The sequence below is a fragment of the Sulfolobales archaeon genome (genome assembly GCA_038897115.1).
Taxonomy (GTDB): Archaea; Thermoproteota; Thermoprotei_A; order Sulfolobales; family AG1; genus AG1.
This window is the reverse complement of record JAWAXC010000049.1, coordinates 1-16,659: the sequence shown is the minus strand read 5'-3', so window position 1 is coordinate 16,659 and position 16,659 is coordinate 1. Positions and strand designations below refer to the sequence as shown.

15 protein-coding genes and 2 tRNA genes are annotated in these 16,659 nt (G+C 44.3%); 6 read left to right on the top strand and 11 right to left on the bottom strand.

Annotated elements, in window-relative coordinates:
• Positions 1-1,397: cbb3-type cytochrome c oxidase subunit I (locus QXE01_07485; GenBank protein ID MEM4971074.1), on the bottom strand; the 1,397-nt coding region annotated here is incomplete at its 3' end.
• Between the two features lie 229 nt (positions 1,398-1,626).
• Between QXE01_07485 and QXE01_07480 the strand changes: the two genes are divergently transcribed.
• A complete protein-coding gene (locus tag QXE01_07480; protein ID MEM4971073.1) occupies positions 1,627-1,893 on the top strand; it encodes a hypothetical protein in 267 nt (88 codons plus the stop codon).
• A complete protein-coding gene (locus QXE01_07475; protein MEM4971072.1) occupies positions 1,874-2,341 on the top strand; it encodes a cytochrome c oxidase subunit II in 468 nt (155 codons plus the stop codon). Before QXE01_07480 ends, QXE01_07475 begins: the two co-directional genes overlap by 20 nt.
• Positions 2,342-2,344: 3 nt before the next feature.
• Here the strand turns inward: QXE01_07475 and QXE01_07470 are convergent, their stop codons facing one another.
• From QXE01_07470 to QXE01_07455, 4 genes are all read right to left on the bottom strand, one after another.
• Positions 2,345-2,752, bottom strand: coding sequence for a hypothetical protein (locus tag QXE01_07470; protein MEM4971071.1), 408 nt, complete (start codon positions 2,750-2,752; stop codon positions 2,345-2,347).
• Between the two features lie 91 nt (positions 2,753-2,843).
• Positions 2,844-3,344 carry a PUA domain-containing protein gene (locus tag QXE01_07465; protein ID MEM4971070.1) on the bottom strand — a complete coding sequence of 167 codons (501 nt, stop codon included), beginning with the start codon at positions 3,342-3,344 and terminating at the stop codon, positions 2,844-2,846.
• A 12-nt stretch (positions 3,345-3,356) separates the two neighbouring features.
• The gene (locus QXE01_07460; GenBank protein ID MEM4971069.1) at positions 3,357-5,780 is read right to left on the bottom strand and encodes a sialidase family protein; all 2,424 of its coding nucleotides are present in this window, start codon (positions 5,778-5,780) and stop codon (positions 3,357-3,359) included.
• A gap of 164 nt (positions 5,781-5,944) precedes the next feature.
• Positions 5,945-6,286 carry a hypothetical protein gene (locus QXE01_07455; GenBank protein ID MEM4971068.1) on the bottom strand — a complete coding sequence of 114 codons (342 nt, stop codon included), beginning with the start codon at positions 6,284-6,286 and terminating at the stop codon, positions 5,945-5,947.
• Positions 6,287-6,387: 101 nt separating this feature from the next.
• On the opposite strand from QXE01_07455, the gene QXE01_07450 reads away from it, so the two are divergent.
• Entirely contained in the window at positions 6,388-7,662 is a 1,275-nt protein-coding gene (locus QXE01_07450; protein MEM4971067.1) for an MFS transporter, read from the top strand.
• 59 nt (positions 7,663-7,721) lie between these two features.
• Positions 7,722-7,819 (top strand) — tRNA-Lys (locus QXE01_07445).
• Between the two features lie 41 nt (positions 7,820-7,860).
• Here the strand turns inward: QXE01_07445 and QXE01_07440 are convergent.
• Together QXE01_07440 and QXE01_07435 are read right to left on the bottom strand one after the other, a co-directional pair.
• Positions 7,861-8,487 carry a 30S ribosomal protein S3ae gene (locus tag QXE01_07440; GenBank protein MEM4971066.1) on the bottom strand — a complete coding sequence of 209 codons (627 nt, stop codon included), beginning with the start codon at positions 8,485-8,487 and terminating at the stop codon, positions 7,861-7,863.
• Between the two features lie 67 nt (positions 8,488-8,554).
• Positions 8,555-10,327 carry an adenine deaminase C-terminal domain-containing protein gene (locus QXE01_07435; GenBank protein MEM4971065.1) on the bottom strand — a complete coding sequence of 591 codons (1,773 nt, stop codon included), beginning with the start codon at positions 10,325-10,327 and terminating at the stop codon, positions 8,555-8,557.
• 163 nt (positions 10,328-10,490) lie between these two features.
• On the opposite strand from QXE01_07435, the gene QXE01_07430 reads away from it, so the two are divergent.
• The gene (locus QXE01_07430) at positions 10,491-10,811 is read left to right on the top strand and encodes a hypothetical protein (GenBank protein MEM4971064.1); all 321 of its coding nucleotides are present in this window, start codon (positions 10,491-10,493) and stop codon (positions 10,809-10,811) included.
• A gap of 33 nt (positions 10,812-10,844) precedes the next feature.
• Here QXE01_07430 and QXE01_07425 read toward each other — a convergent pair whose 3' ends face one another.
• The 3 genes from QXE01_07425 to QXE01_07415 form a co-directional block, all read right to left on the bottom strand.
• Entirely contained in the window at positions 10,845-11,936 is a 1,092-nt protein-coding gene (locus QXE01_07425; protein MEM4971063.1) for a transposase, read from the bottom strand.
• Between the two features lie 47 nt (positions 11,937-11,983).
• The gene (locus QXE01_07420; protein MEM4971062.1) at positions 11,984-12,124 is read right to left on the bottom strand and encodes a hypothetical protein; all 141 of its coding nucleotides are present in this window, start codon (positions 12,122-12,124) and stop codon (positions 11,984-11,986) included.
• Between the two features lie 378 nt (positions 12,125-12,502).
• The gene (locus QXE01_07415) at positions 12,503-13,678 is read right to left on the bottom strand and encodes a CaiB/BaiF CoA-transferase family protein (protein MEM4971061.1); all 1,176 of its coding nucleotides are present in this window, start codon (positions 13,676-13,678) and stop codon (positions 12,503-12,505) included.
• 264 nt (positions 13,679-13,942) lie between these two features.
• On the opposite strand from QXE01_07415, the gene QXE01_07410 reads away from it, so the two are divergent.
• Positions 13,943-14,031: transfer RNA gene (locus QXE01_07410), tRNA-Glu, on the top strand.
• A gap of 2,200 nt (positions 14,032-16,231) precedes the next feature.
• Here the strand turns inward: QXE01_07410 and QXE01_07405 are convergent.
• Positions 16,232-16,659, bottom strand: a 428-nt coding sequence (locus QXE01_07405; GenBank protein ID MEM4971060.1) for a hypothetical protein, incomplete at its 5' end; no start/stop codon positions are given.

Below are 16,659 nucleotides of genomic sequence, written 5' to 3'. Positions count from 1 at the left end.
TGGAACTCCTCCATCCCCGGCAAAGGCGGTGGCTGGTAATACCTCCTCGGCATCCCTAGATAGCCTAGGCTAAGCATTGATGTATATGTTATCGCACCCCCTATCGTGTATAGGATCGCGCTCAGCCTTCCAAGTGTCTCGCTATACATCTTCCCAGTCATATATGGGAAGTAGTAGAAGAGCGCAGCAGCTATAGCCATGAATATGGCGTTAACAACATAGTGGAAGTGCCCTAGAACGAAGTATGTGTCTTGGAAGCTTATGTCTACCGGCACTACTGGGAAGAAGACACCTGTTATACCACCTATTATGAAGAACGCCAGGAATCCTAGGACATAGAGCATTGGTGTTCTAAGCCATATTCTGGAATTATAGAGACTTACTGTCCAGTTGAACACCTTTATACCAGAGGGTATAGCTATGGCCATCGTTGCGATCATGAATGGAACAGCGGTAGTTATCCCCAGGCCTACTGTGAACATGTGGTGGGCCCATACGAAGAAGCTCATAAGCGTTATCATTATCGAGGAGACAGCTATGGCTTTATAGCCATATATAGATCTTCTAGCCATTCTAGGCAGTATCTCAGAGACTATCCCCATAGCTGGGAGGACAAGCACATATACCTCTGGATGGCCCATGAACCAGAATATATGCTGGTATAGAATAGCATCCCCACCATATCTCGGATCGAAGAACGGCATCCCTAGATTCCTCTCGAGAAAGATCATCGCTAGAACCATTCCAAACGGTGGTAGGGCGTATAGTATTATCAGCTGCGCCCCTAGGAAAGCCCATACAAATAGAGGTAGCCTCGAGATCTTCAGGCTCGGGTTTCTAAGCCTCATAACGGTTAGGAAGAAGTTAACAGCACCGAGTATAGAGGATATACCGGCTAGGAACAGGCTTAGAGCCCATAGATCCACAGCATAGCCTGGAAGCCTAACAGAGAGAGGCGCATAGCCTGTCCAGCCTATCTGGAGGTTCTGGGCGTCCAAGAGGGTTAGCCACATTAGAACAGAGCTGGAGGAGAACATCCAGAAGCCAAGGGCATTTATCTTGGGCCAATAGAGATCTGGCGCACCAACCATTCTAGGCAGTATATAGTTACCTATACCTGCGAAGAAGGGCATAACAACAAAGAAGATCATCATAGTCCCGTGGAGTGTTACAATAGCAAGATATCTATTGGGATCAGTCACATCTATACCGGCGAGCTGTAGCCTTATCAAGAAGGCAGAAATACCGGCTAGCAAGAGGTTTATCAGAGCCACAGAAATATACATAATACCTATATTAGTATGGTGGGTGGTTGTTAGAATACCCCTTAGACTTTTATAGAAAGGCTTCTCATGCTCCAAAACCTCTCCCCCAGCTATGGGATGGCCATGAGCCATATGGACACCCACTTCTGACATTACTAATGTGTGCCTCCTTAAATACCCTTATATACTGTTGTATAGAGCTGTATATGTTGAACCAAATCTCATGGAAGCTCTCTACAGGATCTATTCTTAAGCTTGAATTAGAGATATTGGCTTCCGGTTTAAAGCATTTTCATCCAGGGATCATGTTATTGAGTGCTAAATTTAATAGTCCAGCGATGAGTATATATAGGGGCTATATATGGAGAAGAAGCAGGGGCAGAGGGTTCTCAGCGGGGCTGACTATGCTATATGGATCCTATGCATTGTAGCTGTATTCCTTATCAGCATGTATGTCGGCTCTTGGGGTATTTTGAGAAGCCCTGATATATCCCCTCAAACTAGGATAATAAATGCAGCCTACCAGATAACATACATACTAGCTATGAGCGTCTTCAGCGTGTTCGCAGGAACACTTATATTCTTCGTAATCAAGTTCAGGGCTAGGGGTGAGGAGGCTGAGCTCTAGGGCTATGGAGCATAGTAGGGAGAGGATCCTAAGGATCTTCGAGATAGTAACTATAGTAGCTACATCAGTAATCCTAGCATACCTAGCCGTGATCTCGATACAGGGGCTCGAGGTTCTCTGGGCCCCCAGCACAGAGGTTAGAGAGCCATATACGGTGATAAGGGTTGAGGCTTTCCAGTTCGGCTGGAGATTCATATATCCAAATGGAACCACCTCTGTAGGGACACTCTACCTTGAGAAGGGGAAGCTCTATAGGCTTGACATAACTAGTAGGGATGTTGCACACAGCTTCTTCGTCCCAGAGCTAGGTCTTAAAATGGATGCAATACCAGGCTATATAAACACTTTATGGGTGAAGGTGGATAAGCCAGGACAATACATCATAGTATGTGCGGAGCTCTGCGGCTTCGGCCACTATGCTATGATAGCATATATGGTGGTTCAGTAGATCCTATGAGAGGTTTTTAAGCATAGCCTCCAAATCCCTTATAAGGCTCTCAGGCCTATCATAGCATTTCATTATATGGACAACACCGAAGTCCCCTAGGGAGTCATCTAGCACATATGTAAAAGGCCCATCAATGCTATAGACAGCTCTATAAACCTTCTCAACCCTTGCAACAAGATCTTCAAGCTGTGCTCCCGAGCTATGACTAACTGGGAGCTCGAGATGGGCTTGGAAACAGATCTTCCCCTCGAAAGGCCCTATATCTATGGATGTGTCGCCAATAACAATCCTCGCAGCATCTCCATGAGCCTCTATCCTATGGCCATATATCTTAACAATATCTGATATCCTCTGCATCCATGAGAGCTCCCCACCCTCATGCACATCCACATACTCATCGCTTAGACCCATAAACATCCCTCATAAATAATATTGCTACAACCCTATTTGGGCTGAGATTTTTAAGTTCAACTTATTTTTGATCCTAGGCTTTTATTCTTCATCATTGCATCTTTATCAGCGTCTCTATAATACCCTCCCATATCTTGTCTCCAACATGGTGGAGACTCTTTATAGCCCTCCCCCTTTTAACACTAGATATCTCCTCAGAGCTCATCAGGGCTTTGCCAACTGCTATGAAGGCCTTTCTCTGGGGCTCTCTAACACCTACCAAAGCCCCTTGGGGGAATTGTGATAGCTCTATAATACCTGGGGCCATTACATCGGCTCCATTTAGGATCCTAGGTACAGCCCCCTGATCCACTGTGACATATGGGATCTCGCATATACCTCTATTGAGTAGATGTATTGCTGGCAGCTTCTCCCTGGTCTTTAGCTGAACCATGACGGGGATCTTATCAGCTATATATACAGTTGCACCGGTATCCTCGATAAAGACTATATAGCCCTCTGAGAACCTTTCTACAGAGCATTTGAAAACCTCTCTAGATGTTTTTAGGAGATCCTTAAGCTCTTTCTTAGATAGCGGGTAGTAGTGCACCATATAGCTCACCGGCTATGTTTCGGGCTTTGCACCAGCCCTTCTTCTAAATATTATAAGGGCTAGAAGAGCTATTGTTACTGCTTGGAGGATGAGGAGCAGAGGTATATAGATCCCCTCGAGGGTTGAGATCCTCGCCTCAATATTCATACTCCTAGCAATGTTATCATCCACCCTAGCCCTTATAACACCTAGATCTGTTATAACTGTTGCGAAGTTCCCCTGTATAGCTGAGACCCTCCCAACGATATCTCCTACTGATGTTCTCACAACCGCTAGATCTCCTGATATGTTGACAACCCTAGCACCGAGATCATCTACCCTAACCTTAAGAACACCTAGATCCGTAGATAGCATTGCTATATCGCCGTCTAGCTTAGCTATAGATCCATTTATACTCTTAAGATCAAGTCTTAGGATGCCGAGAGATGTGTTCACAAGTGCTAGCCCATTCTCAACAGCTATGAGCCGCGCCCCTATAGAACTCAGCATAGCTGATATGTTGGTGAATCCCCCGGCTATCTGGCTTGATATGGCTGTGAGGAGGCTATTTGGAGTTATCGAGATGCCCTTGGATGCTATGATATAGCCATTTGTGGGATCGAAGATCTGGATCGATATGTTTCCAGGTGGTAATGAGTCTATGTTGAGATATATCTTAAAAGATCCGCTTGAATCGCTCCAAACCTCCTTATTAACTATCATAGATCCTATAGATATCCCCAGCCTAGCCTCTCTCGGGAACCCCCTTCCCTCTATAGCTATTATATTTGAATGCCCACTCTCTATATCCTCTGGTGTTATAGATATAGAAGGCCTATCCCTCTGCCCTATAAATGCTATGTATATATCCTGGTTAAGCGCTGCATCCCTATATGCACCGGGGACAAATGCTAGAGAGCCTCTCCTACTATCAGTCCACACTATATATACATTGTCATCAGATACAGCCATTCCGAAATAGTCTCCTATGAAGAATGGTATGCCATACATCGGGTTAACCGTTATATCGGTAACCCTTATATTCTTAGCAAATGTCTCCCCATCATCCCTAGAATATGTGTAGTATATATCATATCCCACACCACTTGGATCTAACCTCTTATCTCCCCAGGCTATATGTATAGAGCCATCGCTCTTTCTAATAGCTATCATTGGGAAGAACTGTGTTGCGTAGCCCTCATCATCATTGATTCTCTTGGGCTTGCTCCAAGTCATCCCACCATCCCTGGAGATCACTAGGAATATATCACCCATATCCGGGCCCTCAGGACCATCTGGATCATCCTCATAAGCTATATATATAGTCCCATCAGACCCCACAGCCGTTGCTGGTGTGGGGACTATCCATCTAAAGCCATAGGGGCCTGAATAGTATGGGAACCACCAATGTGTCTCAGCAGCTAGAACAGGTTCCGAAAATGTTCTACCCCCATCAACAGATCTAGCAACCCATATCCCCTGTATAACCCTTTCACCATATACACCCCTTTCAACCTTGGCTCCGAAGAAGCTTACATAGAGAATCCCCTTGAGATCTACAACTGGGTATGACCACTGAACAAGAACATCTGGATATCTACCCTCCCAGCTAACGTTGTAGGGTCCTTCGAAGGTTCTCCCACCATCCCTAGAGACCATGATCTTTATACTTAGATTCACCTCGAAATACCCTTTAAACTCTGTATATGTTATATATATGTTATCCCTCATAGGGTTCGAGGGATCAGGCCCCACAGCGATCCAAGGCTTGTCATAGAAAGCCGATGTGCTATAGTTGAGAACCCTCACAGTATCCCACGTAGCACCCCCATCTCTAGATATGGCAAGAGTTATTTCTGAAAAGGCGCCTACCGAGAGATATGCCAGATATATCGTGCCATCTCTGCCAGCAGCTAGGGAAGGATCGCTCAGAGAATCTCCATATGTCGGCACCATCCTAGCAGGGCCCAGCCACGTCTTGCCCCCATCGAATGATCTATATACAGATATCCCAACAATATAGTTAGGATCGCTATAGTCATGTGAAGCAACAACTATGTTAGAGGGGTTAGCAGGGTTTACAACAATCGAGGGCTCGTTCTCGAAGGGGTAGTAGTGGGGAGAATCCCTTGTAACCCTTATATTAGAGCCAAAGATGCTCTGCTCAAGCATAGACAATCTTGGAGACTGGAGATTCGGTAGTGTAGACTGTAAGGGGGGAAAGCTCGCGCTAATCCCTCTAGCAGATTCCTCGCTATTCAGTCTAAGCTTAGCTACCCCAATTTCCTCCCTCATCAAAACACCTCCTGAGACAAGCTTTCTAACAGCTTCTGACAGTGATAGTTTTTCAAAAGCAGCTGAGGGTTCCTCACCAGCATATGATAGTCCTATGGCTTCTAAGAGGCTTAGAACTAGGAGAAAAGCCACAGGGAATCCTAGGTATACTCTTGATCCCATATATCATGCCTCATAAGATACTAATGCTAGCAATCTTAAAACCTGACCCTCTATCCGCTCTAAAAGAGATACATAATTTTGATATGCAATACCACAATAATTTCCTAGACACAACATATCCCTTTCACAGCAACTATAATTTTTATATGAGTAGAGAGATATCTCTATCGACACTCCGCTTTAGATCTTTTTGTAATGTATAGCCTAACGATATTATCTATATTATCGGCTGCAAAAATAGATATACCCTTCCTCATGAGAGATTTAACCACCTTATCTAGTTGCTCTTGCTCCATAACCCTTATCATTATTACTAGGAATTTCTTAGAGCACAGCTCCCTCGATATATTCTCTATAAAGAGCTCGCTAAATCTATCTATCCTCCTAACCTCTATAGCCTCGATCATATCTGTTATTTTAGCCACACCTCGATATTGTTTACATATAGCTATTATATATAAGTTATAGACATCACTTCTACACCTCCTCCTACCAAGATCCCACAAATAGATCTGTGAAACACTCTAGGGCTCAGCATCCTATGATAGGGAAGAGATTGAGCGCGTAGCTTTTAAGCTGGCACCTCATGTTAGAACATGTGGCTATAATGTCTCTCTCACCTTTTTTAGCTAGATCTATGGGGTTTTTAAGTGGTAAGACCATAGCTAATATAGGTTCGAAGGGTAGGAAGATCCGAGAAGGTTTTCTAGATAAGCTTGCGATATATAGGGAGGAGGTTTTGCTAAATCTAGCAACCCTATGTTTTTTCCTAACAATCCATAGCGTTGCTCCATATCTCTCGCAATATGCTGTTGAGCTGGGTGCTACAGAGGCTATGATAGCTCTTCTAGGGCCCTTCTTCGCTGCATCAGCTATTACCTTCAGGCTTGTCTCTGGCATACTAGCTGATAGGGGTTGGACACAGAGGCTTCTTATATTTGGGGCCGCTATATCATCTATAGCCCAGGCTATATATTTCATATCCACCAATATGGAGGCTCTATATGCTGGTAGATTCGTTCAGGGGGTCGCTGTAGCTATATTTATACCGGCTTCTTTCCAAGCAGCAGCGATCGGTGATAAGGATAGGGTTATAAGCTCCCTCGCATGGAGGAACACAGTTACAGGCATCTCTTTCGCCTTGGGACCAGCCCTTGGAGGATATATTTCTCAGCATCTAGGCTATAAGGCTCTTTTCGCATACTCCTCAGTTCTTGGAGCTATATCAGCAATCCTTGTATTGCTTATAGGAGGTAATAGATTCACATATAACGTGATTCGTGAGGAGAGACAGCAATCTAACGGCGAGCTATTCTTAAGCAGAAACTTCTTAACCGCGCTCATATCTCTACTCCTCTACAGCTCCTCATATATGTGTTTATCTCTCTTCTTACCAGCATACCATAAGCAAGCAGGGCTTGGAGCCTCTATAATAGCTATCTACTTCACATTAATGGCAGGTTTCAACCTTCTATCGAGGTTAACATTTAGATATATTCTGAAGATATTATCTGTAGAAGGTACCGCAATGCTGGGTATAGCGATGGTTTCCATGGGCTATCTAGCGATCTCCTTAGATCCTCTCTCAATAAATATACTATATTATGGAATATTAACAGGCATAGGCGCGGGGCTAGCTATACCATCGCTACAGATCATAGCTATAACCGGGATCCCACAGGAGCGTAGGGGATTAGCATCTGCTATATATACAGCGATGTTCGATCTAGGAAATCTTGTAGGCCCCATGGTGGCATCCGCTCTCGCAAATACATATAGGGATATGATCTCAATAGGAGGATACCTAACTATAGCATCTGCAGCACCCATAGCGATGTTAACAGCTAAAAGCATCCTAACAGGTAGATCAGTTCGACAGTAGACGAAAAAAGCTACAGCAAAGCCCTATAAGAGCCCTAAACATATTATTCATATGGTGCTGGGCCCGTAGCTCAGCCCGGTAGAGCGGCGGGCTCTTAACCCGTAGACCAGGAAGAGCTGGGCGGAAGTCCCGGGTTCAAATCCCGGCGGGCCCGCCACATATTCTTAACGAAACCTTCTGCTAATCTATAGGAGATCTCTATGTAGGCCTTTGGGGGACAACCACGGCCTTTACAGGGCCTGATGGTGTTGGTATTGCTAGAAGCTTTATCTTGGCTATCTCCACCTTTCTTATAGGATAGATCTTCTTAGCCTCCTGGAAGATCTTATTCTGGATCTCACCTAGAGATGCCTTTATAAACTCATCCAGCGTCTTCTCCGATGCCTCTTTGGTTAGTATGTTAAACATTATCTTCCTCATAGCCCTCTTCTGGGAAGCCTTACACCTATATGTTGTGAATGTAACAGCTGTAACCCTTATTCCATAGCCATCCTTTGTGGTGAGGTTTATTATACCAGCTACCTTGCTACTCTTCCTCCTGGTAAGGCTTCTAAGATAGTCCCTAGCTAGCTCCAGCATCTTGAACCTAGTTATAGCCCTATCACCATCAACACCTATCACCTGGAATTTGAATCTTATGTGGAGCTGCGATATATCGCCCGTGAGCTCATACATAGTGACCTCAACAGTTCTACCAATTACCTTCCAATCCTCATCCGCGGGTATGGTGCCTATCTCTACCTCGCCAAATAGGGGCGGGGCTACAACTACATACCACTTCTTATACTTCCACTTCTCCCTACCAGGGATCCTCGCTCTCGACAATCCCAGCACCAGCTATATCTATATATGGCTGGCTACTTAAAAATATAGATAACCCGTGTAGAGGGATCTAGTTATAGCTGATAACGAGATCAGCCACCTCTCTCCTTGAAACCAGGTATAGCCCTCTATCTGTGATCCTGATCTCAGGGATTACTGTTAAACTTAGAAGCTGTATCTCCAGCAAAATACCCTCAGGCCTTTCAAAACCCCTCTCCTCAAGGGCTCTAAACATCTTCTCAAGATCACCTACAACCTCTAGATATCCCTTCCTAGACATGAGCCCCGCTATACCAAGCTCTACCAAAGCCTCAACCCTACCTCTTGAGGCCAGCGAAATTCCCCCACCACTACCCACTATCGCCTTCACAGCAGTCATTATATCGCCTAGCGAGCTCCCAACAGCTATTATATTATGGCTATCATGGGAAACAGTGGATGCTATCGCCCCATCCAGCTCTATACCTTCTAACAAGGCGGTGTAGCTGCTGCTAACACCATATCTATTTATAGATGTTACATATAGTAACTTGCTATCTGAAACCTCCTTAACAACATCTCCCCCACATGGTATTACTCTCCTCTCCTCCTTAGTTAATGTTGTGCCGTGGATCGGCTTTATAACCCTCACCAAAGCCTCCCTACAATTCCTCTGAATCTCTAGAGAGATCTTTGGCGGCCACACAATCTTCACCGTATTGGAGACGCTACCCGGTATATCGTTAGGATCTCCTTGGGATGGTGCTATATATCTATAATTACTTGCCACGAGATCCCCGTCTATATAGACATCTTTTATCCTAACCCTCTCAAGATCTTCCATCACAACTAGATCTGCATATCTCCCCGGCGCTATAGATCCTATCCACCTCTGCATACCATAGAGAATAGCTGGAGCCAGTGTAACGCTTGCTATAGCCTTTACAGGATCTACACCGAGCTCTATAGCCCTTCTAACAGCTCTATCTAGATGACCCTCCCTAGCTATATGCAGGGCGTGGATATCATCTGTAGCAACTGGGATTAGGGGTGAATACTCCTGGATAGCTTTGTAGAGCCTCTCAAGATCCCTCCAGCTGGAGCCATATCTAACAATAGGAATAATCCCCTTGGATAGCCTCTCGATAAGCTCCCCCCACTCTGTGACCTCATGATCGTTTCCAATTGCTAGGGATGCATATGCATCTAGATCCTCACCCCTCAAGACAGCAGCATGCCCCTGGATAATCCCTGCCATAGATAGCCTCGAGGCATACTCTATAAACCTCTCATCCCCATCGAGAAGAGAACCTATATCCATAACCTCGCCAACCCCTGAGAAGAGATCCATCTTATCAATAACCTCATCATATCTTAGCAGAGCACCGCCAACCCCCGGGGCTCTAAGGCTTGCTGGCACGTTAGGGGGTATCAATAGGAAGGCTTTGAGGGGTGTTCTAGATAGCTCCCCAGCCATATATCTAAGCCCTTCGAAACCAGCTACATTAGCTATTTCATGGGGATCTGCGAAAACAGCTGTTGTACCCCTGGATATAACTGCTTTGGAGAATTCAGAGGGTCTTAGAAAGGTGCTCTCAATATGTGTGTGGGCATCTATAAAGCCCGGTGCTACTATGGATCCCCTGAGATCCACGATCTTAGTGCTAGAACCTCTAGATCTTGAACACCTACCAACACAAGATATAATCCTACCTTTAACAGCTATCTCAACCCCCTCAACAATTTCCCCCCTCCATACATCAATAATAGAGGCGTTGATCATCACCATATCCGATGCCTCAAGACCTAGGGAGGATCTCACAGCAGCAGCTAACTCCCTCGGAGAAGGCCTAACATCGATCACTACAGGCAAAATACATCCTCTAAGTCTATTATATAGGTGATGCTTAAAAATATATAGATCTACAACGAAGAACAATATCAATATAATCAAATTCAAAGTAAAGGAAAGCTTCCAATCATATTGCTCTTAAAAGCCATGATAAGAAGATCCCTAGGAGGATATCGTGGAAGAGGAAGATCCTATAGAGTTGGTTAAAAGAACAATCCAACTATATCTAGATAGAAAGTGTAGAGATATCCTCGACTATATATCGATAACAGGGCAGAGAAAGATTAGGATATCTCTTTACGCCCTATTCACACTATATCAATCTACAGAGCATTACCCTAGATTCATGGATGCCTTGGAGGAGGCTCTAAAAAGATCTCCAGATCTCTTAGATAACATGGGCTTTAAAATAGAACAAGGAGACTCTGAGGAGTTCCTCATAATAAGTGCAGAAGATATAGAGGATATGTGTAGAAGATATAGAGGAGCTCTCTGACCTCCTCCCCGCCCTGAAGGGTGAGGGTTACCCCTAGGGTGGGGAGGTTTGGGCTACATCCCGAGCTATTGCTCGGTTCAGCCTCTCGCCCGGTCTTAGGCGTGTTACCCCTACCCCGGTTAGGGTGGGGCTCGGGGTTATGGTCTTCTTTTTAGCTAGTATGTTGAATGCTCCCACGAGGTCTGCGTTGAATACGATGTTATGCTTGTAGCATTTGAATAGCCCTCTCGATATTCTCTCGTGATTCTCTATAGTCCTGCATATTGGGCATGTTCTGGATGTGTTTTCCTCATCTACATGTTCAACCTCTATACCGTATTCCTCAGCAACATCTCTCAATCTTCTCAATAGATATCCATAGCTCCATATATGGATAATCTCGAAGTTAATCTTAGAACCCTTATTAGGCTCTTGAGAAGCGTATTTCGGATGACCAACATATATCTTCCTTACACCGCTGTGGTATAGCCATTCTATCGTGTTCCTAACAGCCCAGTCAATATAGCTCTTGATCTGTTTCCTCCACCTCTTATAAATCCTCCTAAGCCTCTTAGATGTTTTAAAACCATATCTATTCAAGATGCTTTGATACTCTGATATCTTATCCCTCCAGTAGAAGCTAATAGCCTTCAAAGGCCTTCCATTAACCAATAAAGCAGATCCGTCATCAACATATACAGCCAATAAATTGTTAACACCTATATCTATGCCTGCCTCTTTATCTCCGAGGGGCTTTAGAGGGATTCTAAAGCTACCACCCTTGACTATCTTCTCCTCAACCTCGTATGATATGTATATATACCATTTCTTATCATCAGCGTCGTAGTGTATCTCAGCCCTACCCTGCCTCCCAACAACATGTATTCTACCTGAATATCTAACCCTTATAGATCCTATGGCCCCTAAGCCATTGATAACTATGTACTCACCATCAATCCTATATTGATCATTTCTGAGGACTGTCCATAATATTCTAATCCTACCCCTCTTCCTATATCCAGGCGGATTAACCCTGGCTATGAATGGTGGTAGCCTACCCTCCCTCTTGGCCTTCAAAGATGAGAAGAAGCCTCTCCAAGCCTCATCGTTTTTGTTCAGAACCTGCTGTGTTGTTGCAGACCCGATCAGCTTCTTATACCTCTCATAGAACTCCTTATACGTTTGCTTAAGATCTACTTTTTGGTCTCGAAGAACATTCTCCTCCTAGCATAGTTGATCTCGTTCCAAAGCTTTGAGGAGATATCACATAGTTTCCTCAGCCTCTCCTCAGCCCCCTCACCTGGCAGTAGCCTCAGCATCACCGCTCTGATCAAGATATCACGCTCGGGGCCCCTGCGGGCATAGAGATAGGGTTTTATAGCAGATAGGAGTTAGCCCGCCGAGGCCCAAAAGGATTGTGGAGCAAAGCTTATAAGCATTTCGCCACTCCCGCCCTAAAGGGGCGAGGCTTTCAGTTGTAAGAAGCGGATCTAACCCTTTCCCGCTCTGAGAGATATAGCTTATAGCTATAACTGTATTTTTTATCCCAGTCTAGAAGTTGGATATATGAGATCATAGATGATCTGTAGGAGGTATTGGAAGAAGCTAGGAAGTGTTATAGATGGTGTGGATATGCTGCTAGCGATAAAAACAGGCCCCCATACTCTAGATCAAAGCTTTAGAAATAAGGAGTAGCTATATCCAGTAAAACTCTACGGCCATGAAACAATTCCCTCTGATCTTAGCTTCTCAGCCTCTTCCACAGAGAATCCCAGGATCTTTGTGAGTATCTCGAGGGTATTGGCTCCCAATAGAGGTGGGTTACCCCTTGCTGATGGCCTCTCACCATCGATCTTTATTGGGTTTAGAGCTACTCTTAGCGGTTTTCCACCCCAGATGACCTGGTCAACTATTTTTCTATAGGCTAGGTGGCTGTCTTTTAGAAGGGTGCTCACCCTGTGTAGGGGTGCTATTGGAACTCCTCTCTTTCCAAGGATCTCCATTAGCTCGGATACGCTATATCTAGAGAGCCTTCTACCGATCTCCTCCTCAAGCTCCTTCTTATGCCTCACCCTCTCATGGTTGCTTCTGAACCTAGCGTCTTCTAGCAGATCTATGAATCCAAGTGCTTCGCAGAACTCCCTCCAATGCTTATCACTTACAATAGCTATGTATACATATCCATCGCTCACTCTAAATAGCCCATATGGTGCTCCGAATATATGTGTTGATCCCAAAGGCTCTGGATCCCTTCCATATAGATCGTAGTATGTTATCCAGTAACCCATATAATATACCGCGGCATCGAATAGAGAAACCTCTATATAGGATCCAAAGCCTGTGGAAGCCCTTCTATATAGAGATGCAAGGACACCTATAACACAGTGAAAGGCACCACTCATATCAACCAGCGAGATACCAGCCCTGACAAAACCATCTGGGGGAAATCCTGTGACAGACATGATCCCAGAGGCAGCCTGGAGCATAGGATCATAGGCAGGCAAATCTCCATAGGGGCCCTCGCCAAAACCTGTTATCTTACAATATATAATCCTGGGATTAACCCTCGAGAGAGCCTCATAGCTAATCCCAAGCCTCCTAGAAGCCCCAGGATCTAGATTATCTATAACAACATCAGATATACTGACAAGCCTGAGGAAGATCTCATATCCCCTAGGATCACTAAGATCTATAGCAACGCTTTTCTTACCCCTATTGAGATCGACAAACATAGATGAACCCATACCAGGCAGATCCCTAAAATGATCACCAGAACCAGGCCTCTCAACCTTAATAACCTCAGCACCAAGATCAGCCAGTATGAGCCCAGCAGTAGGGCCCGCAACAGCATGCCCAACCTCTATAACCCTAACACCACTTAGAATCATAATCTATACCCATCAACCCATATCTATAAAGGTTTTTAATCCTTACAAAAGCACAATAAAGCAAGGATAATCAGGCAATAAAGAATAAAAGAATATTTTAGGGCCAAACCTACTAACCCCATAAGCCACAGCTGACTTTTACAATCGAAAGCCCCACACCTCGGGGCGGGGAGTGGGTCGGAGAGAAACTAGCTCAATAGCTAAAAAGAAGATACTATATGTGTTAAGCCCTATAAGTCTCCAATTATATGATTTTAGAGGAGGGCCGCGGTAGTATAGCCCGGACAAGCCCTGCGCCGAAAGTATGCGGGCCTCTCGAGCCCGTGACCCGGGTTCAAATCCCGGCCGCGGCACCTAAACAAGTATAAACGATTCCATTGTTTCATGGTTTCGCGAGGCTCCATGAAATAGCTAAGAAATATTGCCTTATGATACTATATCTATGCACTGAAGTCATGGGCTATTGCTGGCATGACGCTATAGATCTTGGAAGGGTTGGTCAGGATGATTAGTATAGGATCTTCGAGTATGTTGTTAGCAGGTATAGAAGAGACAGGATCCAGGGGTCCTCGATGTGAGCAGAGTTACCATGTGAAGGCTTATGAATAGATAACAGGGGATAGATGATGATAGGCTAAGACTTCTGCTAGACCTCATAACAGGGTAGGAATTCAAAGAGATCCTGGGTGCTAGGAGGACTTTAGAGGCCCTAGGCGTTATAAGACCTGGTGGGATCATTCAGCTACCACATGGCTATGGAGATCCTGAGGCTTGCAAGCAACGATGAGTATCTTAAGCAGCTTTATCATAAGATTTGTCGTGGATAACTTTAAAGAAGATATTAAGAAGCTCATAGGAGCTCTACCCCCGAACATCACCCTGGGGTAAGACAAAGGCTTCGAGGATTTCCTGGCTAGCAGGAAGAAGAGGCACAGGATCAGATCCGGTGGGACGCTCAGCAACTATAGGAATCTGTTTAAGAGATCTTGCTGTTACTCCTAAGCAGAGCATAATAAAATAATGATAGAAATACTGGCTTTGAAAAAACCCTTCCCACCATTACCGTAAATATGTGGTGATGGCCCTCAGCCCGGTTGTGAAGACCCCTTTTAAATTGATCATGGTCTGTATCTTTTGTTAGGTAACCCCCTAACAGAAGATCTAGAAGGCCCTTTTCAAGGAGATTATCACGGCTTTGATATCCCTTAGAAGGGGTTATTCCTTAAATAATAAATAATCAAAATAATTAATAATAAGTAATTAGGAGTGCTGGCCAGCTTTGGAGCTTTGATCTCTAGGTTATTTGGGAAATTTCCTAAACATAGATCAAGGTGGATACCGTGGGAACTCTCTCAAATGTTTAGAACATTTTCCAATCACATACTATAGTATCATGTTCATTAAAAAGGAGCTTTTTTAAAGTCATATCCCAGATATTTAGTATTAGAATTTGACATTAGATACTGAAGACTGGCATCCCCAGATGCTTTTGCTGAAAAGGCTTTGTGTTTATATCTCTGTGTAGCTATACTATATTTTGGGGGCGGGGTCGGGTCAGAGGTTCGGATGTTCTTCACGGATCTGTCTAGCGGCCACTCATCATACCCGCCCCCTCTAGATGCCTTGGGATGGATTTTTATAAAAAGCCTTATCTCTATAGCTGGATAGCTTCAGAGATCAAAGATATATCTAATAATATATTTAAAATAATATGTTAGACTTCTATGTAAGCTCCCCAGATCTTCTAGCCTTCTAGAGATTCTTTGGGATCTTAATGAGAACCCTTTTTATATTAAGAACCTTATGTTTTTCAGCTCGGAAATGATCTTGGGCTTGCTTTCTATTATCCTATTAAGTGATTGCCTAGAATATTTCCTAAATATTGATCTAGGATCTCTATTCCTGCTCGGCCTCTTCTAAGCTTCACAGTTGGAAGTTCATTTGAAAGAGAACCCCCTTCCGCTGTCCACCATAAATTTATAGTGAAGGCTGTGGAGACCTTTTCGAGGCTGTTTGGAGAATTTTCCAAATATGATGCTATAGTGGTATGCTTGTATCTTATGGATACCGGTATTTTTACAAATAAGAGTAATGCCTATTAGATTATCTTGTGACATTGGATAAGCCGTTGATCGAGCAGAGAGATGTGATAAGGGAGAGCGATGACTACTACAAGACCTACATGCTGAAGAGATACAAGATCTCTTGAAGATGCTTATGTATAAGAATGCGGATCTATAGATGATCTTCCGATAGGATCGAGGCATGGTGGTTAATCATATCACCAAGGGGTCGTTTAGGTTCCATGGTCTCGCCTATCTACATGAAACATGGTCATAGCAGGGTTCCAAGTAGCTCGTTATCAGGATTCAAATCCCGGCTGTGTATCAAAAATATAGCCTCCCTCAGCTCACAGATCTTGCTGGCAGGTCATGAACTATCGGATAGATCATTGTCTGAGGTATTGAAAAGGCTGCAACCAAAAGCCTCGCCCTTCAGGACAGTAAGGGATGGTTCTATATATCAATATTCTGATCAGCATCACTCTCAGCATTACTCAATGTATTTTGCCTCTGGTTCTGAGAGAGTGTCTATAAACACGCCTATTAGAGCTCCAATGAATCCCCCTATAATTGCTCCACCAAGTCTATATCTACTAGATATAGCACCTAGCAAAGCACCTAGAAGCATGGCAGAGGTAATGGTTGGCGAGTGGGTTTTAGGATTAGCTCTTATCACTTCAGGCTCTCCATGTATAGATGTTATGCGAAGAGCCGAGCTACAATGGGGACACCCAACAATAAGCGGTGGTTTGCGGGCAACGAAGAACCTCAACTTACATATAGGGCACGTAAAGGTATATATGTCTTCTTCTACCGCGCTTCCCTGGGAATAGACATCTTCATATCCACATATAGGACATCTTAACCTAAATACTGGGGGTAGCTGAACCTTCCTCTTCACATTAAGATATATTTTAC